Source organism: Streptomyces sp. NPDC006544 (genome assembly GCF_040611715.1).
In the GTDB taxonomy this organism is placed as follows: domain Bacteria; phylum Actinomycetota; class Actinomycetes; order Streptomycetales; family Streptomycetaceae; genus Streptomyces.
This window is the reverse complement of the sequence record NZ_JBEXOV010000107.1, coordinates 1-22,347: the sequence shown is the minus strand read 5'-3', so window position 1 is coordinate 22,347 and position 22,347 is coordinate 1. Positions and strand designations below refer to the sequence as shown.

Annotated in this window: 24 protein-coding genes and 1 pseudogene; 20 read left to right on the top strand and 5 right to left on the bottom strand. The window is 71.8% G+C overall.

What is annotated here, in order from left to right; translation table 11 throughout:
* Positions 1-265: 265 nt before the first annotated feature.
* The 4 genes from ABZY44_RS32245 to ccsB are packed head-to-tail and all read left to right on the top strand — an operon-like array spanning position 266 to position 4,580.
* Positions 266-910, top strand: coding sequence for a TlpA disulfide reductase family protein (locus tag ABZY44_RS32245; RefSeq protein ID WP_356660066.1), 645 nt, complete (start codon positions 266-268; stop codon positions 908-910).
* Positions 911-914: 4 nt separating this feature from the next.
* Entirely contained in the window at positions 915-1,700 is a 786-nt protein-coding gene (locus ABZY44_RS32240) for a cytochrome c biogenesis protein CcdA (protein ID WP_356660064.1), read from the top strand.
* A gap of 13 nt (positions 1,701-1,713) precedes the next feature.
* Positions 1,714-3,468, top strand: coding sequence for a cytochrome c biogenesis protein ResB (locus tag ABZY44_RS32235; protein ID WP_356660062.1), 1,755 nt, complete (start codon positions 1,714-1,716; stop codon positions 3,466-3,468).
* Positions 3,468-4,580 (top strand): c-type cytochrome biogenesis protein CcsB, encoded by a 1,113-nt coding sequence (gene ccsB, locus ABZY44_RS32230; RefSeq protein WP_356660060.1) that lies wholly within the window; start codon positions 3,468-3,470, stop codon positions 4,578-4,580. Before ABZY44_RS32235 ends, ccsB begins: the two co-directional genes overlap by 1 nt.
* 107 nt (positions 4,581-4,687) lie before the next feature.
* Here ccsB and ABZY44_RS32225 read toward each other — a convergent pair whose 3' ends face one another.
* A complete protein-coding gene (locus ABZY44_RS32225) occupies positions 4,688-5,182 on the bottom strand; it encodes a MarR family transcriptional regulator (RefSeq protein WP_356660070.1) in 495 nt (164 codons plus the stop codon).
* Between the two features lie 128 nt (positions 5,183-5,310).
* Here ABZY44_RS32225 and ABZY44_RS32220 point away from each other — a divergent pair, with 128 nt between their 5' ends.
* Positions 5,311-5,706 carry a cupin domain-containing protein gene (locus ABZY44_RS32220; protein WP_356660058.1) on the top strand — a complete coding sequence of 132 codons (396 nt, stop codon included), beginning with the start codon at positions 5,311-5,313 and terminating at the stop codon, positions 5,704-5,706.
* A 37-nt stretch (positions 5,707-5,743) separates the two neighbouring features.
* On the opposite strand, the gene ABZY44_RS32215 is transcribed toward ABZY44_RS32220, so the two are convergent.
* A complete protein-coding gene (locus tag ABZY44_RS32215) occupies positions 5,744-6,085 on the bottom strand; it encodes a PLD nuclease N-terminal domain-containing protein (RefSeq protein ID WP_356660056.1) in 342 nt (113 codons plus the stop codon).
* 116 nt (positions 6,086-6,201) lie between these two features.
* On the opposite strand from ABZY44_RS32215, the gene ABZY44_RS32210 reads away from it, so the two are divergent.
* From ABZY44_RS32210 to ABZY44_RS32185, 6 genes are all read left to right on the top strand, one after another.
* Positions 6,202-7,659, top strand: coding sequence for a menaquinone biosynthesis decarboxylase (locus ABZY44_RS32210; RefSeq protein WP_356660054.1), 1,458 nt, complete (start codon positions 6,202-6,204; stop codon positions 7,657-7,659).
* The gene (locus ABZY44_RS32205) at positions 7,656-8,129 is read left to right on the top strand and encodes a hypothetical protein (RefSeq protein ID WP_356660052.1); all 474 of its coding nucleotides are present in this window, start codon (positions 7,656-7,658) and stop codon (positions 8,127-8,129) included. The genes ABZY44_RS32210 and ABZY44_RS32205 overlap by 4 nt, the downstream gene beginning before the upstream one ends.
* Positions 8,126-8,563, top strand: a complete 438-nt coding sequence (locus tag ABZY44_RS32200) for a hypothetical protein (protein WP_356660050.1) — start codon at positions 8,126-8,128, stop codon at positions 8,561-8,563. The genes ABZY44_RS32205 and ABZY44_RS32200 overlap by 4 nt, the downstream gene beginning before the upstream one ends.
* Positions 8,560-9,483 (top strand): menaquinone biosynthesis prenyltransferase MqnP, encoded by a 924-nt coding sequence (mqnP, locus tag ABZY44_RS32195; protein ID WP_356660048.1) that lies wholly within the window; start codon positions 8,560-8,562, stop codon positions 9,481-9,483. The genes ABZY44_RS32200 and mqnP overlap by 4 nt, the downstream gene beginning before the upstream one ends.
* Before the next feature lie 78 nt (positions 9,484-9,561).
* Entirely contained in the window at positions 9,562-9,726 is a 165-nt protein-coding gene (locus ABZY44_RS32190) for a hypothetical protein (protein WP_356660046.1), read from the top strand.
* An 18-nt stretch (positions 9,727-9,744) separates the two neighbouring features.
* Positions 9,745-10,146, top strand: a complete 402-nt coding sequence (locus ABZY44_RS32185; RefSeq protein ID WP_356660044.1) for a Uma2 family endonuclease — start codon at positions 9,745-9,747, stop codon at positions 10,144-10,146.
* On the opposite strand, the gene ABZY44_RS32180 is transcribed toward ABZY44_RS32185, so the two are convergent.
* Positions 10,143-10,727, bottom strand: a complete 585-nt coding sequence (locus tag ABZY44_RS32180) for a rhomboid family intramembrane serine protease (protein WP_356660042.1) — start codon at positions 10,725-10,727, stop codon at positions 10,143-10,145. The two genes, ABZY44_RS32185 and ABZY44_RS32180, sit on opposite strands and share 4 nt — an antisense overlap.
* 233 nt (positions 10,728-10,960) lie before the next feature.
* On the opposite strand from ABZY44_RS32180, the gene ABZY44_RS32175 reads away from it, so the two are divergent.
* Positions 10,961-11,659, top strand: a complete 699-nt coding sequence (locus ABZY44_RS32175) for a UbiX family flavin prenyltransferase (protein WP_356660040.1) — start codon at positions 10,961-10,963, stop codon at positions 11,657-11,659.
* A gap of 17 nt (positions 11,660-11,676) precedes the next feature.
* On the opposite strand, the gene ABZY44_RS32170 is transcribed toward ABZY44_RS32175, so the two are convergent.
* Positions 11,677-11,811 (bottom strand): hypothetical protein, encoded by a 135-nt coding sequence (locus ABZY44_RS32170; RefSeq protein WP_356660038.1) that lies wholly within the window; start codon positions 11,809-11,811, stop codon positions 11,677-11,679.
* A gap of 131 nt (positions 11,812-11,942) precedes the next feature.
* On the opposite strand from ABZY44_RS32170, the gene ABZY44_RS32165 reads away from it, so the two are divergent.
* The 5 genes from ABZY44_RS32165 to ABZY44_RS32145 all read left to right on the top strand — a co-directional run bounded on the left by ABZY44_RS32165 (position 11,943) and on the right by ABZY44_RS32145 (position 17,437).
* Positions 11,943-12,398 carry an Lrp/AsnC family transcriptional regulator gene (locus tag ABZY44_RS32165; protein WP_356660036.1) on the top strand — a complete coding sequence of 152 codons (456 nt, stop codon included), beginning with the start codon at positions 11,943-11,945 and terminating at the stop codon, positions 12,396-12,398.
* Positions 12,399-12,499: 101 nt separating this feature from the next.
* Positions 12,500-13,663 (top strand): aminofutalosine synthase MqnE, encoded by a 1,164-nt coding sequence (gene mqnE / locus ABZY44_RS32160; protein ID WP_356660034.1) that lies wholly within the window; start codon positions 12,500-12,502, stop codon positions 13,661-13,663.
* A 99-nt stretch (positions 13,664-13,762) separates the two neighbouring features.
* Entirely contained in the window at positions 13,763-15,307 is a 1,545-nt protein-coding gene (locus tag ABZY44_RS32155; RefSeq protein ID WP_356660032.1) for a hypothetical protein, read from the top strand.
* A gap of 102 nt (positions 15,308-15,409) precedes the next feature.
* A complete protein-coding gene (locus ABZY44_RS32150; RefSeq protein ID WP_356660068.1) occupies positions 15,410-15,679 on the top strand; it encodes a DUF4229 domain-containing protein in 270 nt (89 codons plus the stop codon).
* A gap of 387 nt (positions 15,680-16,066) precedes the next feature.
* On the top strand, positions 16,067-17,437 hold the full coding sequence (locus ABZY44_RS32145) for a dicarboxylate/amino acid:cation symporter (RefSeq protein ID WP_356660030.1): 1,371 nt from the start codon (positions 16,067-16,069) through the stop codon (positions 17,435-17,437).
* Between the two features lie 117 nt (positions 17,438-17,554).
* Here the strand turns inward: ABZY44_RS32145 and ABZY44_RS32140 are convergent, their stop codons facing one another.
* Positions 17,555-17,875, bottom strand: a complete 321-nt coding sequence (locus ABZY44_RS32140; RefSeq protein ID WP_356660028.1) for a hypothetical protein — start codon at positions 17,873-17,875, stop codon at positions 17,555-17,557.
* 245 nt (positions 17,876-18,120) lie between these two features.
* Between ABZY44_RS32140 and ABZY44_RS32135 the strand changes: the two genes are divergently transcribed.
* The 3 genes and pseudogenes from ABZY44_RS32135 to ABZY44_RS32125 form a co-directional block, all read left to right on the top strand.
* The gene (locus ABZY44_RS32135) at positions 18,121-19,818 is read left to right on the top strand and encodes a serine/threonine-protein kinase (protein WP_356660026.1); all 1,698 of its coding nucleotides are present in this window, start codon (positions 18,121-18,123) and stop codon (positions 19,816-19,818) included.
* A gap of 630 nt (positions 19,819-20,448) precedes the next feature.
* Entirely contained in the window at positions 20,449-21,534 is a 1,086-nt protein-coding gene (locus ABZY44_RS32130; RefSeq protein WP_356660024.1) for a hypothetical protein, read from the top strand.
* A 145-nt stretch (positions 21,535-21,679) separates the two neighbouring features.
* A pseudogene (locus ABZY44_RS32125) lies at positions 21,680-22,252 on the top strand (aminoglycoside phosphotransferase family protein); the annotation flags it as partial.
* Positions 22,253-22,347 lie beyond the last annotated feature (95 nt).

The following is a 22,347-nucleotide window of genomic DNA, read 5'->3' as shown; positions in this document are numbered from 1 at the left end:
CCCGCAAACGAGCCGAACACCACAACTGGCCGCCACCCGCACCAGCCACCATCAGCATCGCCCGGCAGCACCCGACCTAAATCACCAGCATTGGGCCTAGACGCGGTCCGGGCACGGCGCGATAGGGCTTTGTCCTTATTTCGTACGTATGGTCCGGGAGTTGTCGCGCGGTGCGGCAACTCCCGCCCGGACGGGGCCGACCAGCCCCGGGCGCGCCCCCGGGGGGCGCGGAAGATCGGCAATTCGGTCATGCGAAACTTTTCACATGAGCCTTAGCCGCGCGCGTGTCCGTCGTAGAAGCCGCCGCTCGACCCCCGGCCGCGCCGTCCTGCTGACCGCGGTGGCCCTCGCGAGCGCCGTCACCCTCACGGCGTGCGGCGGTTCGGACGGCGCCGGCAAGTCCTCCGGTTCGGCCGGCGGCAACTACGTCACGGGCCCCGGCGGCATCTCCACCGTCGCCAGGGCGGACCGCACCGAGGCGCCCAAGCTCGACGGCGAGACCGTGGACGGCGCGACGCTGGACACCACCACGCTCAAGGGCAAGGTCGTCGTCCTCAACGTCTGGGGCTCCTGGTGCCCGCCGTGCCGCGCGGAGGCCCCGTACTTCGCGAACGTGTCCAAGGACCTGGCGGCCTCCGGCCAGGAGGTCGCCTTCGTCGGCCTCAACACCCGGGACAACAGCAAGCAGAACGCCGCCTCCTTCGAGGAGACCTACGGGATCACCTACCCGAGCCTCTTCGACCCGGACGGCAAGCTGATGCTCCGGTTCCCCAAGGGCACGCTCAACCCGAACGCGATCCCCTCCACGATCGTCCTCGACAAGGAGGGCAAGATCGCCGCGCGCACCCTGGCCGCGGTCAACGAGGAACAGCTGCGCTCGATGATCGACCCGCTCCTCGCGGAGAAGTGACCTCGTGGTCACCGAGCTCTCCGGGGCCGTCCTCGCCGCCGAGGCGACCGGCGTGAACACGACGGTCCTCAACGGCGCCCTGCTGCTGGCCCTGCCCATCTCGCTGCTCGCCGGGCTGGTCTCCTTCTTCTCGCCCTGCGTGCTGCCGCTCGTCCCGGGCTACCTCTCCTACGTGACCGGCGTCGGCGGAGCCGACCTCGCCGAGGCCCGGCGCGGCCGGATGCTCGGCGGCGCGAGCCTGTTCGTCCTCGGCTTCACCGCCGTGTTCACCTCGACCGGCGCGCTGTTCGGCTACTTCGGGCGCACCCTGGACGCCCACAAGGGCGTCATCTCGCAGGTCCTCGGCGGTCTGGTCATCCTGCTCGGCCTGTTCTTCATGGGCGCGATCCCGGGCCTGACGATGCGCGAGTTCCGCTTCCACAAGAAGCCGGCCGTCGGCCTGGTCGGCGCGCCCCTGCTCGGCGTGCTGTTCGGCCTCGGCTGGACCCCCTGCATGGGCCCGACCCTCGCGGCCGTCGGCACCCTCTCCATCGACCAGGCGACCGCGGGCCGCGGAGCGCTGCTGACCGTCGTGTTCTGCCTGGGACTCGGACTGCCCTTCATCGCCACGGCGCTCGCGTTCCGCAAGGCGCTGGGGGCGTTCGGCTGGGTGAAGAAGCACTATGCGTGGGTGATGCGCATCGGGGGCGGCATGCTGATCCTGACGGGCCTGCTGCTCGTCACAGGATGGTGGAGCAGCATCGTCAGCGACATGCAGAGCTGGACCCAAGGCTTCACGGTGGGGATCTGAGGATTACACGGACATGAGTACGACCGACAAGGCGTCCCCCGAGGCGCCGCACGAATCGACGGATTCCGCTTCCGCCGAGGCCGCCGAGGCCTCCGCCGAGGCGGCGGCCGGCGCGCAGCTGTCCACCGCCCCCCTGGAGGATGCCCCCGGCGGCCCCGTGGGCATCGGCGTGTTCGGCTGGGCCCGCTGGTTCTGGCGGCAGCTCACCTCGATGCGGGTGGCGCTGCTCCTGCTCTTCATGCTGTCCCTGGCGTCGATCCCGGGCTCGCTGATCCCGCAGAACCAGGTCGACCTGATGAAGGTCGCCGCCTGGAAGAGGGAGCACGCCTCCTGGGTGGGCGTCGCCGAGAAGCTCCAGCTCTTCGACGTCTACAGCTCGGTGTGGTTCTCCGCGATCTACCTGCTGCTGTTCATCTCGCTGATCGGCTGCATCCTGCCGCGCTCCTGGCAGTTCGTCGGCCAGCTCCGCGGCCGCCCGCCGGCCGCGCCGAGGCGGCTCGACCGGATGCCCGCGTACACGACGTGGCGTACGGACAGGTCCCCGGACGAGGTGCTCTCGTACGCCCGGACCCTGCTCGGCGGCCACCGCTTCCGTACGGAGGCGGGCCGGGGGTCGGTCTCCGCCGAGAAGGGCTATCTGCGCGAAGCCGGGAACCTGCTCTTCCACGTCGCGCTGATCGTGATGCTGATCGCCTTCGCCTGGGGCCAGTACTTCAAGTCCGAGGGCGGCAAGCTCGTCCTGCGCGGCCAGGGCTTCTCGAACACGCTCACCCAGTACGACGACTTCAAGTCGGGCACGCTCTTCGACTCCGACGACCTGCCGCCCTTCTCCTTCACGCTGGACAAGTTCGACGCGACCTTCGAGCGCACCGGCCCGCAGAAGGGGACCCCGCGCGAGTTCAAGGCGTACGTCACCTTCACCAACGGCGCCCACGGAAGCCCGCAGAAGCGCGAGATCCAGGTCAACAAGCCGCTGGAGGTGGACGGCTCCAAGGTGTACCTGCTGGGTCACGGCTACGCGCCGGTCATCTCGGTGACCGACCCGGCCGGCAAGGTGATCTTCAAGGATGCCGTGCCGATGCTTCCGCAGGACGCCAACCTCACCTCCACCGGCGCCGTCAAGGTCACCGACGGGTACAAGGACAAGGACGGGAAGGCGACCCAGCTCGGCTTCGCGGCGATGTTCGTGCCCACCTTCGCGGGGGCCGGCGAGGGCACGATGTTCTCCCAGTTCCCGGAGCTGGACGCACCCGCGCTCGCGCTCAACGCGTGGCACGGCAGCCTCGGGGTGGACTCGGGCCTTCCGCAGAACGTGTACCAGCTGGACACCTCCAAGATGGAGCAGTTCAAGACCGAGGACGGCAAGCCGCTCGCGAAGCGGATGCTGCCCGGGCAGAGCATGGAGCTGCCGGGCGGTCAGGGCACCGTGACGTTCGAGGGCATCGAGCGCTGGGCCACCTTCTCGGTCACCCAGCAGCCCGGCAGCGGGCTCGCCCTCGGGGGCGCCGCCGCCGCCATCGCGGGCCTCGCGGGCTCCCTCTTCATCCAGCGCCGCCGGATCTGGGTCCGCGCGGTCGCCGGTGAGGACGGGGTGACCGTCGTCGAGATGGCCGGCCTCGGCCGCAGCGAGTCCGCCAAGCTTCCCGAGGAGCTGTCGGCGCTGTCCGGAGCGCTCCACGAGCAGGCGCCCACGGCGGAGCCGGTTCCCACCCCGATCCCCACCCCACCTGCCCACGAACGTGCCGAAGACGAAGGGGAGCGCGCCTGATGCAGCTCGCGGCCGCAGCCAACGAGAGTCTGGCTCACCTCAGCAACAACCTGATCTACGCGTCGATGGCGGTCTACACGCTCGCCTTCCTCGCCCACATCACCGAGTGGATCTTCGGGAGCCGCAGCAAGGTGGCCCGTACGGCCGCCGCGCTCACCCAGTCCGGGACGCGGGCCGACGCGCCCGCCGTCCAGGTGCGGGGCAAGGGGGTGCGGAGCGCCGGTGCGGCCGGTGAGACCGGGGGCACCGCCGTCCTCGACAAGCCCAAGGTCGTCACGCGCAGCGCCGCCGGCACCCGCGACGTCCCGGACGGCCCCGGCGCGTCCGGCGGCACGGTCCAGGGCGACCTGTACGGGCGGATCGCGGTCTCCCTGACCACCCTCGGCTTCCTCCTCGCGGCGGGCGGGGTCGTCACCCGCGCGCTGTCGGTGGAGCGGGCGCCCTGGGGCAACATGTACGAGTTCTCGATCACCTTCGGCACGGTGGCCGTCGGTGCGTACCTGGCGCTCCTGGCGCTGAAGAAGAACGTCCGCTGGCTCGGCCTGTTCCTGGTCACCACCGTGCTGCTGGACCTGGGCATCGCCACGACGTGGCTCTACACGGACAGCGACCAGCTGGTCCCGGCCCTGCACTCGTACTGGCTGTGGATCCACGTCTCCACCGCGATCTTCTGCGGCGCGGTCTTCTACATCGGAGCGGCGGGCGCGGTCCTGTACCTGTTCCGCGATTCCTACGAGGCGAAGCTCGCGAACGGCGGTACGCCGGGCAGGTTCTCCACCTCGGTCATGGAGCGCTTCCCGTCGGCCGCCTCGCTGGACAAGTTCTCGTACCGCATCAACGCGGCGGTCTTCCCGCTGTGGACCTTCACGATCATCGCGGGCGCGATCTGGGCCGGCGACGCGTGGGGCCGCTACTGGGGCTGGGACCCCAAGGAGGTCTGGTCCTTCGTGACCTGGGTGGCCTACGCCTGCTACCTGCACGCCCGTGCCACCGCCGGGTGGAAGGGCCGCAAGGCCGCGTACCTCGCGCTGTTCGCGTTCGCGTGCTGGATCTGGAACTACTACGGCGTCAACATCCTGCTCAGCGGCAAGCACTCGTACGCGGGCGTCTGACGCCGGCGGTACGGGAGACGCGGCGGCGCATCGGCGTCACGTGCCGCGCCGCCCGCAGTACACGGAGGGGCCGGTCCGCCCGAAGGCGGACCGGCCCCTCCCGCGCGTCACCAGGCGGGTCGCAGCGCCGGGAGCGGGCGGTCGCCGTTCAGCGCGTGGATCAGGCGGCCCAGCTCCGCGCGGAGCACGGGGAGGTCGACGCCGGAGCCGCCGACGCCGGAGCCGCCGACGCCGGCGCGGCCGCCGTGGCCGCCGTGGCCGAGCTCGGCCTCCAGGGCGTGCAGCACGCGCCCGGCGGCCTCCATGTGGCTGACCGCCGCCTGCGTCAGCACCACCAGCTTGCGCCGGCCGCCCTCGGGGTGCGGCTCGCGCCGCACGTATCCCCGCCGCTCCAGGTCGTCGACGATCTGCCCGGCGGCCTGCTTGGTCACCCCGAGCCGCTCGCCGAGCTCGCTGGCCGTCGCCCCGGGGCCCTTGAGGGCCTGGAAGGCCATGCCGTGCAGGGGGCGCAGGTGGTCGGCGTGCCCGGATTCCTCGAGGCGGCGGGTGAACTCGCCGAGCAGCAGCTGGAAGCCGAGGCCGAGGAGGAAGGCGAGCTCCATGCCCTCCCCGCGGCCTCCGTCGTCGTCGGTGCGCTGGCCGTCTTCGCTGGGGTGGTGGGTCACGGAAACATGATGACACGGGGGAGTCAAGGTGCTTTACTCAAGGTGAGTAAAGCACCTTGACTTACATGAGCCCCAGGGAAGGAACCACCGTGCGCGTCATCACCACGTCCCCCGAGCACGTCGTCACCACGCCGAACGCGACCATGACCGGCCTCGCCTCCCCCAGCCGCGGCAGCGCGGAACTGAGCACCTGGCACACCGCCATGGCCGCCGGGGCCGCCGGCCCCGAACACTCCGTCAGCCGCGAGCAGGTCTGGACGGTCACCGCCGGAGTCCTGGAGGTGACCTGCGAGGGCCGGACCGAGAAGGTCGCGGCCGGCCAGGTCCTCGTCCTGGCCCCGGACGCCGTGCGCCGCGTCCACGCCCTCGCGGACACCGAGGTCTACGTCGCCATGCGCGCCGACGGCGTCGTCAGCGTCCCCGGCACCGAGGGCTCCCGGCCCTTGCCCTGGGCGGTCTGAGCCTGCCGGAGCCCGGGCCGGAGCCCGGGCCGCGCACTCAGTCCTTGTCCTTGTCCTTGTCCTTGCCGGTGTCCGTGTCGGATTCCTTGCCGTCCCGGCTGTCCTGCTCCGCGCGCAGGGACTTCAGGAACTCGGGGTTGTCGTCCGGGGCCACCCACTGGGTCCGGCGCGCCCGGCCGCCGGCGCCGCCGGCCCCGACCGTCCGCTTCTTGCCCGCGAACAGCCATACGACCGGTCCGACGATCGAGAAGAGCAGGATGATCAGGACCCAGACCACCTTGGGCAGGTGCTTGACCTCTTCTTCCGGCGTGTTCAGGCAGTCGATGAAGGCGTAGATGGTCAGCGCGATGATCAGCAGGAACGGCAGATAGCGCAGCACGGTGTGGGACCGACCCCCAGAAGAACGGTGCGACCCGGGCGGGCCGCGGTTGTCCCGTCCAGGGTAGAGGGCCCGCCGGGGTCCGGGCTCTGAGCGGGGATGCCACAATTGCCCGCATGGCTTACGACGATCTCCGCTCCCTGCTCCGGGCCCTGGAGCGGGAGGGCGACCTCAAGCGCATCAAGGCCGAAGTCGACCCGTACCTGGAGGTCGGGGAGATCGTCGACAGAGTGAACAAGGCGGGCGGGCCCGCGCTGCTCTTCGAGAACGTCAAGGGCTCGTCGATGCCCCTGGCCATGAACGTCTTCGGGACCGACCGGCGGCTGCTCAAGGCGCTGGGCCTCAAGTCCTACGCCGAGATCAGCGAGAAGATCGGCGGCCTGCTCAAGCCCGAGCTGCCGCAGGGGTTCATCGGCGTCCGCGAGGCCTTCGGCAAGCTCGGCTCGATGGTGCACGTCCCGCCGAAGAAGGTGAAGGGCGACTCCGCGCCCGTCCAGGAGGTCGTCCTCACCGGCGACGACGTGGACCTGGACCAGCTGCCCGCGCTCTTCACCTGGCCCAAGGACGGCGGGTCCTTCTTCAACCTCGGCCTCACGCACACCAAGCACCCGGAGACGGGCGTGCGCAACCTGGGGCTCTACCGCCTCCAGCGCCACGACAGGCGCACCATCGGCATGCACTGGCAGATCCACAAGGACAGCCGCAACCACTACGCGGTCGCCGCCGCGCGCGGTGAGCGGCTGCCGGTCGCGATCGCCTTCGGCTGCCCGCCGGCCGTGACGTACGCGTCGACCGCGCCGCTGCCGGGCGACATCGACGAGTACCTGTTCGCCGGGTTCGTGGCGGGCAAGCGGATCGAGATGGTGGACTGCAAGACGGTCCCGCTCCAGGTCCCGGCCAACGCCGAGGTCGTCATCGAGGGCTGGCTGGAGCCGGGGGAGACGCTGCCGGAGGGTCCGTTCGGCGACCACACCGGCTTCTACACCCCGCAGGAGCCCTTCCCGGCCCTGAAGATCGACTGCGTGACGATGCGCAAGCGTCCGCTGATCCAGTCGATCGTCGTCGGCCGGCCGCCGACGGAGGACGGTCCGCTGGGCCGCGCGACGGAACGCTTCTTCCTGCCGCTCCTCAAGATCATCGTCCCGGACATCGTGGACTACCACCTCCCCGAGTCGGGCGGCTTCCACAACTGCGCGATCGTCTCGATCGACAAGAAGTACCCGAAGCACGCTCAGAAGGTCATGCACGCCATCTGGGGCGCGCACATGATGTCGCTGACCAAGCTGATCATCGTGGTCGACAAGGACTGCGACGTCCACGACCTCCACGAGGTCTCCTGGCGGGCGCTCGGCAACACGGACTACTCCCGCGACCTGACGGTCGTCGAGGGCCCGGTCGACCACCTGGACCACGCCTCGTACCAGCAGTTCTGGGGCGGCAAGGCGGGCATCGACGCCACGAAGAAGCTGCCCGAAGAGGGGTACACGCGCGACGGGGGGTGGCCCGACATGGTCGAGTCCGACCCCGCGACGGCGGCCCTGGTGGACCGCCGCTGGAAGGAGTACGGACTGTGAGCCCGATCGCGGTGGAGGGCCCGGAGCTCTTCCTCGGCACCGACGCGGCCTACGTGGCCCTGGCGCGCCCCAGGATCGACCCGACCCAGCCCGGGGTGCTCATCGCCGCCGAGCAGGCGGGTGTGAGCCCCGAGGAGTTCGCGGGAACCGGCGACACCTGGGCCGTGATGTTCGAAGCGGACGAAGAGGGCGGCGGCTTCGAGCTGCCCGGCGCGCGCGACATCGAGGCGGACGACTTCGCGGAGCAGCTCCAGCGCGCCCTCGCGGCCGCCGAGCCGTTCACCGCCGAGGCCGGGAACTTCCTGCGCCTCGAAGCCCGCCCGTCCGGCGACGCCTGGGTGCTCACCGCCCACGTGACCCCGCCCGAAGAGGACGAAGCCGAAGCCACCCCCCGGACCCTGGAGCTCGGCGCACTCCCGACGGCGGAGCTCCTGGCCGACCTCGAAGACTTCCGGAGATCACTCGCATGATGACGACCGCCGCCGACGGATTCCCGTCGCAGCTGCGGCTCGGTGACGACATCAGCTCGGTGCGGCTCACCGCGCCGGAGACGGCCGACGGGTTCTGGCGGCTCACCGCCGACTGGGACGGCTGCTTCTCGGCGGACTTCGAAGCCGCCGGAGTGAGTACCGGGGACGTCGCGGCGTTCGCGGACCGGCTGCTCGAAGGCTTCGCCCCCGACGAGCCTTTCGCGCCGCGCGAGCACTTCAGCGTGGTCGTCAGCGAGGGCCGCGACAATCCGCTGAGCGTCCACGTACGCCGACTCGACGACAGCGTCGTGTTCCTGGCACGTGTCACGCCGTGCGGGCACGACGAGACCTCGCACCTCGACCTGGAGATCGGCGCCGTTCCCCTGGGCGACCAGTTGGCCCACCTCGAAGCGTTCCGGAGGGAACTCGCATGATGACGACCGCAGAGGGTGTTGTCGGCCCCGGACCCGCGCCGGAGGCCAGGGGGAAGGTGAAGGCCTTCCTGCGGCTCGTGATGATCGAGCACTCGGTCTTCGCGCTGCCCTTCGCCTACATCGCCGCGCTCACCGCCATGTTCACGCTCGACGGCGTGATGCACTGGAGCGAGCTGCTGCTCGTCACCGTCTGCATGGTGGGGCTGCGGACCTTCGCGATGGCCGCCAACCGGATCATCGACCGGGAGATCGACGCGCGCAACCCCCGCACCGCCGGGCGGGAGCTGGTCACCGGGGCGGTGTCGGTGCGCTCCGCCTGGACCGGGGCCGGGATCGCGCTGGCCGTCTTCCTCGGGGCGGCGGCGCTGCTGAACCCGCTCTGCCTGGTGCTGGCGCCCGTCGCCGTCGTACCGATGGTGGTGTACCCGTACGGGAAGCGGTTCACGGACTTCCCGCACGCCATCCTGGGCCTCGCCCAGGCCATGGGGCCGGTCGGGGCCTGGATCGCGATCACCGGCACGTGGTCGTGGGACGCGGTGATCCTCGGCCTCGCCGTGGGCGTGTGGATCGGCGGCTTCGACCTGATCTTCGGCTGCCAGGACGTGGCCGCCGACCGCGCGGAGGGCGTCCGGTCCGTCCCCGCCCGCTTCGGCATCCCGGCCGCCCTGTGGGGCGCCCGCGGCGCGCACGTCGTGACCACGGCCCTGCTGGCCTGGTACGCCGTCGCGACGGACGCCGGCCCGCTGTTCTGGTTCGGCCTGCTGGTCGTCGTGGCGGCCTTCGTCTACGAGCACACCATCGTCACGCCGCACGACCTGTCCCGCCTGAACCGCGCCTTCTTCACGGTGAACGGCTTCATCGGCATGGCGCTCTTCGTCTGCGCCCTGCTCGACCTGGTGGTCCGGGGACTGTCCCTGTAACCCGATCGTGTGTGCTCAGCCCGATCCGGCGGTTCGGGGTCTGCCCCGGTGGCTGGCGTGCGGCATACCATCGAGTGCATGGACAGGGAGGCCGACGTGACCGTCTCGGAGAGCGACCGCCTGCACTCACAGCTCAGCCGGTTCGAGGACATGTTCCCCGGGTACCGGACGGAGTTTGTCGAGGGCAACATCGTGATGAGTCCGCTCAAGCCCCACCACAACGCCACCATCTGGGCGTTGTGAAGCGCACTGAAGCCTCAGATGTCCGGCGAGTGGGGTTTCCTCAGCGATGTGGCGGTTCCCTTCGACGGACAGAACGAGTTCTGTCCCGACCTCGCAGTGATCCCGGCGGCGGAGGTGGCCAAGAATCTGAGCGCCTATGCGCCGGACCTCATCGAGCTTGCCGTGGAAGTGGTCTCCCCGAGCAGCGTGCGCAACGACTACGAGATCAAGAACAAGGCCTACGCGGCTCGCGGCATTCCGCACTACCTGATCTTTGATCCGTACAAGGCGCACTGCGTGACTCTGTGGAACCCGGGCCCCGAGGGCTACTTGGGCCGGGACGTGATTCCGTACGGGCAGACCGTCGTTGTGGAGTCGGGTATCGGCAAGCTCTCCGTCGAGACGGCCGAACTGCCCGTCGATCCGGGCGCCCGGCCCTAGAACACCGCCCGGCGCGGCCGTGCCAGCAGGGCCACGCCCGCGCCCGCCAGGAGGCCGAAGAGGTGGGCCTGCCAGCTCACCATCGAGTCCGTCGGCAGGGCGCCGGCCAGGAAGGTGGTGCCCCAGAACGCCGCGATGACCACGGCGACGACGACGCCCAGCGGACTGCGCTCGACGAAGCCCCGTACGAGCAGATAGCCGAAGAGGCCGAAGATCAGGCCCGAGGCGCCCGCAGTGATGCTGTGGGACGGGGAGATCAGCCAGACCGCGAACCCGTCGGCGAGGGTGATGGCGGCGGCGACGGCCAGGAAGCGGCGGATCCCGCTGAGCGCGGTGACGAAGCCGAGGACGAGCAGCGGGACGCTGTTGGACGCCACGTGGTCGAAGCCGAAGTGCAGGAACGGCGCCAGGGGTATTCCGGTCAGGCCGTCCGACTCGCGCGCGGCGATCCCGTACGCGTCCAGGGCGTGGCCCGTGGCGTGGTCGACGAGCTCGATCAGCCACAGCAGGGCCACCCAGCCCAGCATCAGCTTCGCGGCGGCCTTGGCCCGGTCCGCTCGGGTCCACTCGCCCTCGCGCATGCCGTTCCCGGTCCCGTTCCTGATGCCGCCTCTGCTTCCGCTTCCTCTTCCGATGCCGCCCATGGCCCCCCGCCTCCCGCTTCCGACCGCCGCCGCAGAGTGCCGCCGCGTACCGCTCCCGCGCGCCCGTGTCGCGTCCGCGTGCCCGCGCGCCCGTGCCCGCGTGTCCACCCCTTGAACGTGGGGACACCTTAGCCAGTGCCCATCGGCGGTGGCCGGATAGTCTCGGAGGTATGACTGAGGGCAAGCGCACCCCGTGGGTGGTCGGGGTTTCCGGGGCGTCCGGGACGCCGTACGCGGCGGCGGTGATCCGTGGGCTGCTGGCGGCGGGCGAGAGCGTGGACCTGGTGGTGAGCCGCGCGTCGCGGCTGACGCTGCTGGACGAGACGGGGATCGCCTTCCGCGACGCGCACTGGCGGGACGACCTGGCCGAGTGGCTGGAGCGCGGGGCGGACGGGAAGCCCGCGACCTTCGCGCGGCCGGAACTGGACGGCGTCCGCCACTGGGGCGCCGGCGATCTGGCGGCCGGGCCGAGCAGCGGCTCGTACCCCGTCAAGGGGATGCTGATCGTGCCCGCGTCCACGGCCTGTGTGGCCGGCGTGGCGCTCGGGCTGTCGAAGGACCTGCTCCAGCGGGTGGCGAGCGTGACGCTCAAGGAACGGCGCCGGCTGGTGGTCGCGGTACGGGAGACCCCGCTGAGCGGGCAGACGCTGAAGCATCTGGTGGCGCTGGACGAGGCGGGCGCAGTGGTGCTGCCCGCCTCTCCGGCGTTCTACGCGGGCGCGACGCACATCCAGGATCTGGTGGACTTCGTCGCGGGGCGGGTGCTCGACGCGGCAGGGGTGCCGCACGTGCTGTACCGCCGGTGGGAGGGGGAGCTCGGAGGCTCCCGCGCTCCCCGGGGGGCGAGCGGGGGCACTGAGGGTGTCTAGCCCTTCAGCGAGGGCGTTCAGCCCTTCTTGGCACGCCCCGGCTTGCGGGTCTTGTCGACGCGGTGGGCGGCTGCGGGCTGGTCGGTGCGGGATCGGTTGGCCAGCTCCTGGAGCTGTCGCATGTGCGCGTAGGCCATCTCGATCGTGTACACGGTGAACCACTCCTGAAGATTGTCAGATCATTCTCTGACCTGTTAAAAGATTCACAGGGTGTTGACCCTGTGTGCCTTTGATTCTATACGTAAACTCGTGGGATCGCCGAATAATGGAAGGCTCCAGGCATATGGACAGCGTGGATAGGCAGCTCATCCAGGCACTTCGTGAGAACGGACGTGCCTCGTACGCGGAGCTGGGACGGCTCGTGGGCCTCTCCGGCCCCAGCGTCACCGACCGGATCAACCGGCTGGAGACCGCCGGAGTCATCACGGGCTACCGCGCGACCGTGGACGCGGCCTCGCTCGGCCTCGGTGTCACGGCACTGATCGGCATCTCCCTCTCCGACGCCGCGGACCACGAGGACGTGGCCCGGCGGGTGCGCGACCTGACGGAGATCGAGGACTGCTGGTTCATCGCCGGCGACGACTCCTTCATGCTGAAGGTGCGCGCCAACGACGTGGACGGGCTCGAGAAGATCATCCGCAAGCTCTCCGGTACCAAGGGCGTCTCGCGGACCCGTACCACGATCGTGCTCTCCACCAAGTGGGAGAACCGGGTCGGGGGTCTGCCCGAGGAGGGCTGAGAGTACGGTTGGGGGCGGTTGCGGGGCACGCGCACCTCATGGTGTCGCGGCGGGACGGTGCCGCAGGGTGCGCGAGACAGAGGACAGAGGAGAGGACCGGCATGGACGTTGGGCTCAAGCGTGAGCTGGAGGACAAGGTTCGCTCCGGCGAGCGGCTGACCCGTGAGGACGGCGTCGCCCTCTACGAGTCGGACGACCTGGCCTGGCTCGGCGGCCTCGCCCACGAGGTGCGGACGCGCAAGAACGGCGACGTCGTCCACTTCAACGTCAACCGTCACCTCAACATGACGAACGTGTGCACCGCGTCGTGCGCCTACTGCTCGTTCCAGCGCAAGCCGGGCGAGAAGGACGCGTACACGATGCGCATCGAAGAGGCCGTGCGCCTGGCCAAGGCCATGGAGAACGAGAACCTCACCGAGCTGCACATCGTCAACGGCCTGCACCCGACGCTGCCGTGGCGGTACTACCCGCGCTCGCTCTCCGCGCTGAAGGAGGCGCTGCCGGACGTCTCGCTGAAGGCGTTCACGGCGACCGAGATCCACCACTTCGAGACGATCTCCGGGATGTCGGCCTCCGACATCCTCGACGAGCTGATCGAGGCCGGCCTGGAGTCGCTCACCGGCGGCGGCGCGGAGATCTTCGACTGGGAGGTCCGCCAGCACATCGTGGACCACCGCACCCACTGGGAAGACTGGTCGCGCATCCACCGCCTCGCGCACGCGAAGGGCCTCAAGACGCCCGCGACCATGCTCTACGGGCACATCGAGGAGCCGCGCCACCGCGTGGACCACGTGCTGCGGCTGCGCGAACTGCAGGACGAGACCGGCGGTTTCCAGGTCTTCATCCCGCTGCGCTACCAGCACGACTTCGTGGACATGCAGGACGGCAAGGTACGCAACAAGCTCCAGGCGCGCACGACGATGGCGACCGGCGCGGAGGCCCTCAAGACCTTCGCGGTCTCCCGTCTGCTCTTCGACAACGTGCCGCACGTCAAGGTCTTCTGGGTGATGCACGGCGTGCAGACCGCCCAGCTCGCGCTGCAGCACGGCGCGGACGACATGGACGGGTCGGTCGTCGAGTACAAGATCACGCACGACGCCGACAACTACGGCACCCCCAACAAGCTGGGCCGCGAGGACCTGCTGGAGCTGATCCGCGACGCGGGCTTCCGCCCGGTCGAGCGCAACACGCGCTACGAGATCATCCGCGAGTACCCCGGCCCGGACGCGGGGCTGCGCGAGACGCCGCAGGCGATGCGCGTCTGACGCGCACGCGCACCGGACGCACGAGAAGGCCTCGGCTCCCCCTTCACGGGGGGAGCCGAGGCCTTCTCGCCGGGGCCGGGCGGGCGAGGGGGGAACAGGGTGGCGAAAGTGGCGGGGTGGGACCAGAGGGCCGTAGCCCTGGTCTCGTTGCGGGGGACGGAGACCGATCGCCGGCTCTTCGAGGAGGGGGTCGCGGCGCAGGGCTGGGAGGTCCTCGAGAAGGACGGCCCGGAGCTCACGCCGAGCACCGGGGGCGACTGCTCCTACATGGTCGAACTGCGCTTCCGGGGCTCCTCCTACCGGGCGGCCACGGGCGCCCGCGAACGGCTGGAGGACCTCGCGGACCGCATCGTCCTCGACCTCTCCGTCGAAGCCGTGCAGCTCGTGGACCGCGATCCGCTGGACCTGCCCGTCTGGTACGCCTACCAGCAGCCGCGGCTGGGCCCGTGCACCACTCCGCTGCCGCTGCGCGAACGCGTCCGCGAACGGGCCGCCGACTGGTGGGCCGTGACGTCCGGCGGGTCCGACACCGGCCGCCAGGTGCGGGCGGCCGGCGCGGCCGGGGCGCGGGCCCTGGCCGCGCGGCCGCTGCCCGGGGCGCCGCCGGCTCCGGCCGGTGTGCGGGTCCGCCGGTCGATGGGAGCCAGGCCGCCCGCCCACCCGCCGCCACGGCGGCGCGGCCCCATGCGGCAGTTCGCCATGGTGCGCCTTCCCGCGCTGCTCGCGCTCGTGTGCGGGGCGTGGATCGGGGTGTTCTGGGACCGGGGTGTCGCGGCCTGGTGGCCGGTCCTGCCCGTCCTCGTGCTGGCCGCGGCCGCCGCGGTGGTGATCCTGCGGCGTGCCGTGCCCGTGCTCTCCTTCCCGGGCGCCGCCGCCGCGGCCGCGGCGGCGGTCGGGGGAGTGGCCGCCGTCGGCGTCAACGGCGTCGTCAAGGCGCCGGACGCCGCGACCGGCTTCCTGCTCGTCGCCGTCGGCCTGGGGTTCGGCTATCTGGTGGGGACGGGCATCTGGTTGCTCGTCCGGCAGTCGAGCTGGCGGCGGACGCTGCCGTGGCTGCTGCCCGGCCTGCTGCCGCTCGTCGTGGTGCTGCTGCCCGGTCTGGGCCTCGCCCTGCCCGCCGCGTACCTGGACGCCTTCGAACTCGACCTCGAGGACGTGGACGTGCCCGCCGTCTGGCGGCTGATCGGGGCGCTGAGGGTCGCGGTCGCCCTGTCGCTGTGGCTGCTGACCCCCGCCCTGCTGGGGTACGCCAAGCACCTGCACCTCATGGTCAGGGACCGCTGGATGGGCTACGCCACGGCGGCGGTGCTCTCGCTCTACTGCGTGCTGCAGGGCGCTTGGGTGCTGATCGTGGAGCCCGCGGCCGCGTCCGGCTCCCGGGCGGTGGCCGACGCCGCGGCGGGCCGCACTCCGCCGCCCTACTACGGCATCACACCGGAGTGGATGTGCGTCCAGCCGGTCGGCGACCTGAACAAGGTGCCGGTCGAGGGGGGAGCGCTCGACCCGGGCACGGCGTACCTGCTGATGGGCGATGCGGGCGGGAGGGCCGTGCTGTGGGACGCCGGGGCGAAGGCGGCGCTGAAGGTTCCGCTCGCCTCCCTGCGCCTCGTCCCCGCGGACGACCCCCGGCGCCCGTGCCCGTAGGCCCGGCGTGCTTCACTGGACGGGCACGAGCCGACATAGACGACACAGAGAGCAGGGGTCACCGTGTCCCTCAAGCCGAGCGCGACGATCCGCTACACCGCGATGCGTCTGGGAATCTTCGTCGGGTGCCTCGTTCTCGTCGCGGGTCTGGTCCGGCTGGGCTGGGTGCCCTCCGGCCTCGGGGACGCCAACCCGGCCTGGGTCGTGCTCCTCGCCCTCGTCCTGTCCGCCCCGCTCTCCTTCGTGCTGCTGCGCAAGCAGCGCGACGAGATGTCCGCGGCCATCAGCGGGCGCGTCGCGGGGGCGAAGGAGAAGCTCACCGCTGACCGCGGCCGGGAGGACGCGGCCGACGACGCCGCCCGCGCGGCCTGACCGGAGTCCGGTTAGCTTCCTCACACCGAACCGCCCCAGCTACGGGTCCACCGCCCGTCACGCTGGGGCTTTCGCGTTTTCCGGACCGTGCGCCGGGCCCCGGCGGACTGTGTGGTCAAAGAATGACTTTGAGATTCCCAAAGAAGAAGTGTTAGCGTGTTCAACATGTTGACCGCTGCCGCGCACCCGATGACCACGAGCGTTCCGCTCGTGGCGCGCCTGCACGTCGACCTCTGCCGCCGCGTGTCCGCGGCCTGTTGCTGTTGTCGCTGAGTCCCGCGACCAGCCCCTGGCACAGCAGCGGTCCCGCCCGCCCGGCTCCTCGTCTTCCGGGTGCTGCCGCACCGCACCACCACCCCACCGCAGATCCGCAGAACCACCCGGAGAGTGTCCGTGTCCGCGTCACCGCAGAGCCCTGCCGCCAAGGCCCCGGCCGAGGCCCCCGCCAAGAAGTCCTCGCTCAGGTTCCCCTTCTGGGCCCAGATCGTCACCGGCCTCGTGCTCGGTGTCCTGCTCGGCTGGATCTCCCGTAGCCAGGACATCAGCTGGCTCGGCACCACCCTCGAGCAGATCGGCGACATCTTCGTCCAGCTGCTGAAGCTGGCCGTCGCCCCGCTCGTCTTCTTCGCGATCCTGGTGTCGATCACCAACCTGCGGAAGGTGAACAACGCCGCGAGGCTCGCCTCCCGCACGCTGCTCTGGTTCATGATCACGTCGCTGATCGCGGTCGCCATCGGCCTCGGCATCGGCCTGCTCACCAACCCGGGCTCCGGCACCGGCCTCACCCCGCAGGACGGCAAGCTGCCGAAGCGCCACGGGTCCTGGCTGGACTTCCTCACCGGCATCGTGCCGAAGGACATCGTCACGCCGTTCACCGAGCTGAACGTCCTGCAGATCGTCTTCCTCGCCGCCGTCGCCGGCATCGCGGCCCTCCAGCTCGGCAGCAAGGCGCAGCCCGTCCTGAACCTCGCCGAGTCCGTGCTGGAGCTGCTCCAGAAGGCCCTGTGGTGGGTCATCCGCCTCGCCCCGCTCGGCACCGTCGGCCTCATCGGCACCGCGATCGCCACGTACGGCTGGGACCTGCTCGGCAAGTACGCGACCTTCACGGTCGACGTGTACGTCGGCTCCGCGCTCGTGATGTTCGGCGTCTACCCGCTGCTGCTGTGGACGGTCGCCAAGGTCAACCCGCTGCAGTTCTTCAAGGGCGCCTGGCCCGCCATCCAGCTGGCCTTCGTCTCCCGCTCGTCCGTCGGCACCATGCCGCTCACCCAGAAGGTCACCGAGCGCCTCGGCGTCCCGAAGGAGTACGCCTCCTTCGCCGTCCCGTTCGGCGCGACGACCAAGATGGACGGCTGCGCCGCGATCTACCCGGCGCTCGCCGCGATCTTCATCGCGCAGATCTTCGACGTGCAGCTCGGCATCACCGACTACCTGCTGATCGCCTTCGTCTCGGTCGTCGGCTCGGCCGCCACGGCCGGTCTGACCGGCGCGACGGTCATGCTGACCCTGACCCTGTCCACGCTGGGCCTCCCGCTGGAGGGCGTGGGCCTGCTGATGGCGATCGACCCGATCCTGGACATGATGCGCACCGCCACCAACGTGGCCGGCCAGGCGCTGGTCCCGGTCGTCGTCGCCGCCCGTGAGGGAATCCTGGACAAGGTGGCCTACGCGACCGCCTCCTCCTCCCCGCTCGACGAGCCGGCGCCGGCGGAGCGCACCACCGCCGACGACGAGGCGAAGGTGCTCGTCCCGGCGTGAGCCGTCAGGCGTGACGCGTGACCGTGACGCGTGACGTCGTACGCCCATGGCTCGCGGCCCACTCGCCACAGCCCCCGCCCCCGTCCGGGCGGGGGCTGTGGCGTCGTTCGGCCTCGTTCACCCCGAGGTCTCCCCGCGGACGAGGGCGATCAGCCCGAGGAGGAGCGGCGGAGCGAACCACCAGGCGCCCATGGCCCGGCGCACGCTCGGGAGGAGGGTGACGAGCAGGCCCAGCACGCTCAGGCACACCGAGACGAAGCACATGGCGCCGACGCCCGCGTAGCCGTCGTCGTCCCACTCGCCCCGCGGCCCGGCGAACAGCGCCCCGCACACGGCGGTGAGGTTCAGCAGGTGGATGAGCCCGAGCGGAACCCCCAGCACCCACCGCAGGCATCCCCGGTCCTCGGGCAGGTCGATGCTCTCCCGGCGGTACGTCATCGCACTGCGTCCTTTGCTGCCCGAGGTTTCCGACGAACCGGTCACCCTAGCCCCGGGCCCCGGCGGGGTCCCGGTGGGGCCCTCCGTCGCAGCGCTCGGCGCTCGGCGCTCTCCCGCGACCGTGGCCGGAGCGGGGGCGCCCCGTCGGCGGCCCTTTTCGGAGAGGGAGGCCGCCGGCCGGTCCCCGGGCCCTACAGTGCTTCGCAGCGACGGCGCGGCGGAACAGCCGAGTGGGGGGTGCGCGAGTGGACGGCACGACGCTGGCCGGCCGGTACGAGCTGACCGGGCTCATCGGGGCCGGCGGGATGGGTGAGGTGTGGCGGGGCCGCGACCTGAGCCTGGAGCGGGACGTGGCGGTGAAGGTCATCTCCCGGCCCGCGGACGACAAACTCGCGCGGCGGCTGCGCGCGGAGGCGCGGGCCGCCGCGGCCCTCTGGGACCCGCACGTGGTGGCCGTCCTCGACATCGGCGAGACCGTGATCGAGCACCGGACCGTCGTCTACCTGGTGATGGAACTCGTCGACGGCCGGCCGCTCGGGGAGCAGGGAGGCCGGGCCACGGTCGAGGACGTGGTGGAGTGGGGCGTGCAGGTCTGCCTCGGATTACAGGCGGCCCACAGCGCCGGGATCGTGCACCGCGACATCAAGCCCGCCAACATCCTGCTGACCGCGACGGGTCGGATCAAGATCTGTGACTTCGGGATCGCCCGGCAGAGCGGGGTCCAGGGCCTGACGACCACGGGCTCCGTGACGGGCACTCCCGCGTACATGTCGCCCGAGCAGGCACGCGGGGAGGAGACCGACGCGCGCGGCGACCTGTACGGGCTGGGGTGCGTGCTCTACCAACTGCTCACCGGGAGCCCGCCGTTCACCGGCACGGGCTGGGAGATCCTCGCCCAGCACGCGTACCAGGCACCGGCGCCGGTGCGGCGCCGGCGCCCCGACGTACCGGCCGGCCTCGAAGCGGTGATCCTGGGCCTGCTGAGCAAGGACCCGGCGGACCGGCCGGACGACGCGGCCGACACCGCCGCGCGGCTGCGGGCTGAGCTCCGGCCCGGCCGCTCCTCGGAGCCGTACGAGGCCCCGCCCGCGGCCCCGCCCGGGTTCGGCCCCGCGCCGGGGTTCGGCCCGGTGGCCGGTGACGCCGTCCGGCGGACGCTTCGGGCCCCGTCCGGCCCGGCCCCGGCCCCGGCTCCGGTTCCGGCGGCTCCGGCCCCGGTTCCGGCGGCTCCGGCCCCGGTTCCCGCGGCCCCGGCCCCGGCTGCCCGGGAGCGGGCCGTGCCCCTCTCCGTACCGGCGGCCGCATCGGCGGACCGGTCCCCGCGGACCCGGGCGAGGCTCCAGCCGGCCCCGCGGGAGAACAGCGTGTCGCCGAAGGCGGCCTGGCTGGCCTTCCTGGTGTCCGCGGGCTCGGTCGCCGGCCAGTTCGCCGCCTTCGGCGCGCTGTCCTGGGTCTGGGCCGCGGTGGTGGGAGTGGTCATCGGGGGCGCGCTCTGCTTCAGCCTGGCCCTCATGTACGACGGCGACCGGCTCTCGCCGTTCGCGGTGCTGCTCGCGGTGGTGGCCTCCGTGGCGATGCTGGCCGCCCTGGGGCTGGCCCCGCATGTCCCGTGGTGGAAGGCGGTGCTGACCGGCCTCGCCGCGCCGCCGCTCCTGATGGCCGCCGCGACCGTCCTGCACCGGCTGATCTCCGCCGTGTCCCGCGCCAAGGAGGCCGCCTTCGTCGCCAACGACGTGGCGATGATCAGTGGAGTGGTCGCGTCCTGGCTGCTGCTCGCCGGAACGCGGGCCTCCGTGCCGGTGGCGCTGGGCGTCGGCATCGGCTGCTGGGTGGCCGGTGGCGTGGTGCTGGGCATCGTCATGCCGCCGGGCAGCGTCACGGTCCGTCCGATCGGCTCGCTTGGTCCGATCGGCTCGATCGGCTCGCCCGGGCCTCGTGGTTGAGGACCTCGCCCGAGGGGGTGCGTCGGCACGGCCGTGCGGTGTCCCCCCTCGTGCCGGGCCGCGCGTCCGGGTCGAACGGCTGCTCGGTCGGGGTGCGCGGGACGCGGGACGCGGGGCCCGGGGTGACCGGATCCCGCGGATCCGCGACGCGGGGGCGGGGGTCGGGGTGGGGTGGTGCCGGCCGAAGGGCTCGCGGACGGCGGGGGCGCGAGGGGAGGGCCGGCGGTTCGGTTCGTCGGAAGGCCGTGCGGGCGGAGGTCTCGCTCGTCGCCGCGTCGCGGAGAGCCGCGATCCGGGATGCCCAGACGTAAAAAGAGCCAAAGAAACGGGAGAAAGAACCAACCCACCCCACCCCACCGGCCCGCGTCGCTCGGTCGGGTGAACTGTGCCAACTGAGCTGGATTTCGGACCGGTTGGCGGGCATATGCTCGCCCCGACCACCACAGAACATGAGACGGCCCCCGGCGGGACTGCAATCCCGGTCGAGGGCCTGACCAATTAGGAAGTAGCCGCTTCCCTATGGCTCTTGAGCAGCCTAGCGCGCCCTCGCGCGCCTCGTCCCGAGTTGGTACCGGGACCCCCCGATCCGGTGTCATCCACGTCAACACGTGGCACACGCGTCACTTCACCGTGGTCGGCAACCACCTCCTCCAGCACCGCGAGCTGTCGGCGACGGCCATCGGGGTCGCGGCGCACATCCAGTCCCTGCCGGACGGGGCGCCGGTCGGCATCAAGGCGCTGGCCGAGCGGTTCCCGGAGGGGGAGAAGCGGCTCGCTTCCGCCCTGCGGGAGCTGGAGCGCCAGGGCTACCTGGAGCGGCGGCGCGAGCGGCTGGACACCGGGCAGGTGGTGACCCGGACGTACTCGTACAACAAGCCGGGGGCCGGTCCCCCCGACGGCCCGGGCACCTCTGGAGCCCCTGGAGGCCCGGGCGCCCCTGGAGGCCCCGGGTCCGCCCCGCCGCCTCGGCCCGGGTCGCCGCCTCCGGCTCCACCGCCCGCGCCCCCGAACCCGCCCGCCCCGCCGCCTCCGCCCGCGCCCCCGACGGACCTGGGGCCCGTCCCGGCCCCGGCCCCGACTCCAGCCCCGGCCCCGACTCCGCCGATGGCTCCGACTCTGCCGGCGGCCCCGGCCCCGGCCCCGTCCTCTGCCCCGACTCCGTCGACGGCCCTGGCCGCGGCCCCCGCCCTGAATCCGCCTCCGGCCCTGACCTCCGCTCCCGAGCCGACCCCGGCCCCGGAGCCGTCGGCGGTACCGGTCCCGGGCCCGGCCGTGAGCCCTGATCCGCGGCAGGGCGTCGGCGTCGAGCCCGCGGCCCGGCCCCCGTCGCGGCCTCAGCCGCAGGCGCCCCTGCACCCCGGTGCGGCCGATCTGCTCGCCGGGCTGCGGCGGTACGATCCGCGGCTGCTGCTGGCCGAGCGCGACGTGCGGCGGCTCGCGCCCGAGGTCTCGACCTGGTTGGACCGCGGGGCCGACCCCGAATCCGTCGGGCTGATCCTGGCCGGGAACCTGCCCGAGCCGATGCGCAACCCCGCCTCCCTGCTGGCGTACCGCCTCACGACGCTCCTCCCGCCGCACCTGCCCCCGGCTCCGGCCGCCAGGCCGGGCGGGCGTCCGGAGCCGTTCCAGACCTGCGACGGCTGCGAGCGGGCCTTCCGCTCCCCGCACCCGGGCCGCTGCCGCGACTGCCCGCCCGAGTCGGCCGCGGCCGCCTGAGCCCGCACCGGCGCCTTCGCCGAAGAGCCGTCGACCTCGTACGGATCGCCCTCGATCCCGGACGCATCGCCGTCCCGCCGATGTTCCCCTAGGGTGCGCAGATTGACGTAGGGGAGAGGCGGTTCGGAACGTGGCACCCGGAGCAGTGACGCGAGAGCGGTTGGCGGATGCGGCGCGGGCCGCGCTGGGCGGCGGCCGGCGGCTGGAGGCGGTCGAACGGGTCGCGGGCGGCAGCAAGAAGGGCGTGTACCGCCTGGTGATGGACGACGCGACGACGGCGATCGCCTACCTGTGGGACGACGCCGAGAACTACTGGCCGACGGCCGAAGGCGATGACGATCTCACCGACCCGTTCTCGCCCGGCCTCGCGCTCGGCCTGTTCCTGGCAGCGCACGCGCGGCTGGACGCGCTCGGCGTCCGCGTCCCGGCGATCCGGCACGTCGACGGCGACGGCGACGGCGCCCACGGCCCGGCGGACCTCGCGATCGTCGAGGACCTCCCGGGGGAGAACCTGGAGGAACTGCTCGCGCGCGACCGGCGCGCGGCTGCCCGGGTCATGGCCCGGTTCGCGCGGTCGCTGGAGGCGATGCGGGGCCACCGGGCACCGGCCTACGGCAAGGTGGCCCTGGTCGACGGGGGAGGAACGTCGCGCGGTACGTCGTGCGAGGGGGTGGTTCTCGACCGTGCGCTGCGTGACCTCGCCGAGGCGGCCTCGCGCGGCCGTCATCGTTCCCCCCGAGTAGGTCGCTTGTAAGTAGCTTACCGCTAAGCTACTTAGCGTCAAGTAGCTTTTTGCGAACGAACGAGCGGAAG

Bases quoted from the DNA above. Each gene is read 5' to 3' on its own strand.
- mqnE (WP_356660034.1), top strand. From the start codon at position 12,500: ATGGACGTTGGGCTCAAGCGTGAGCTGGAGGACAAGGTTCGCTCCGGC.
- ABZY44_RS32225 (WP_356660070.1), bottom strand. From the start codon at position 5,182: ATGGAGCTCGCCTTCCTCCTCGGCCTCGGCTTCCAGCTGCTGCTCGGC.
- ABZY44_RS32185 (WP_356660044.1), top strand. From the start codon at position 9,745: ATGTCCGGCGAGTGGGGTTTCCTCAGCGATGTGGCGGTTCCCTTCGAC.
- ABZY44_RS32200 (WP_356660050.1), top strand. From the start codon at position 8,126: ATGATGACGACCGCCGCCGACGGATTCCCGTCGCAGCTGCGGCTCGGT.
- ABZY44_RS32165 (WP_356660036.1), top strand. From the start codon at position 11,943: ATGGACAGCGTGGATAGGCAGCTCATCCAGGCACTTCGTGAGAACGGA.
- ABZY44_RS32220 (WP_356660058.1), top strand. From the start codon at position 5,311: ATGAGCCCCAGGGAAGGAACCACCGTGCGCGTCATCACCACGTCCCCC.
- ABZY44_RS32245 (WP_356660066.1), top strand. From the start codon at position 266: ATGAGCCTTAGCCGCGCGCGTGTCCGTCGTAGAAGCCGCCGCTCGACC.
- ABZY44_RS32150 (WP_356660068.1), top strand. From the start codon at position 15,410: ATGCGTCTGGGAATCTTCGTCGGGTGCCTCGTTCTCGTCGCGGGTCTG.
- ABZY44_RS32180 (WP_356660042.1), bottom strand. From the start codon at position 10,727: ATGCGCGAGGGCGAGTGGACCCGAGCGGACCGGGCCAAGGCCGCCGCG.
- ABZY44_RS32190 (WP_356660046.1), top strand. From the start codon at position 9,562: ATGGACAGGGAGGCCGACGTGACCGTCTCGGAGAGCGACCGCCTGCAC.
- ABZY44_RS32175 (WP_356660040.1), top strand. From the start codon at position 10,961: ATGACTGAGGGCAAGCGCACCCCGTGGGTGGTCGGGGTTTCCGGGGCG.
- ccsB (WP_356660060.1), top strand. From the start codon at position 3,468: ATGCAGCTCGCGGCCGCAGCCAACGAGAGTCTGGCTCACCTCAGCAAC.
- ABZY44_RS32210 (WP_356660054.1), top strand. From the start codon at position 6,202: ATGGCTTACGACGATCTCCGCTCCCTGCTCCGGGCCCTGGAGCGGGAG.
- ABZY44_RS32235 (WP_356660062.1), top strand. From the start codon at position 1,714: ATGAGTACGACCGACAAGGCGTCCCCCGAGGCGCCGCACGAATCGACG.
- ABZY44_RS32140 (WP_356660028.1), bottom strand. From the start codon at position 17,875: ATGACGTACCGCCGGGAGAGCATCGACCTGCCCGAGGACCGGGGATGC.
- mqnP (WP_356660048.1), top strand. From the start codon at position 8,560: ATGATGACGACCGCAGAGGGTGTTGTCGGCCCCGGACCCGCGCCGGAG.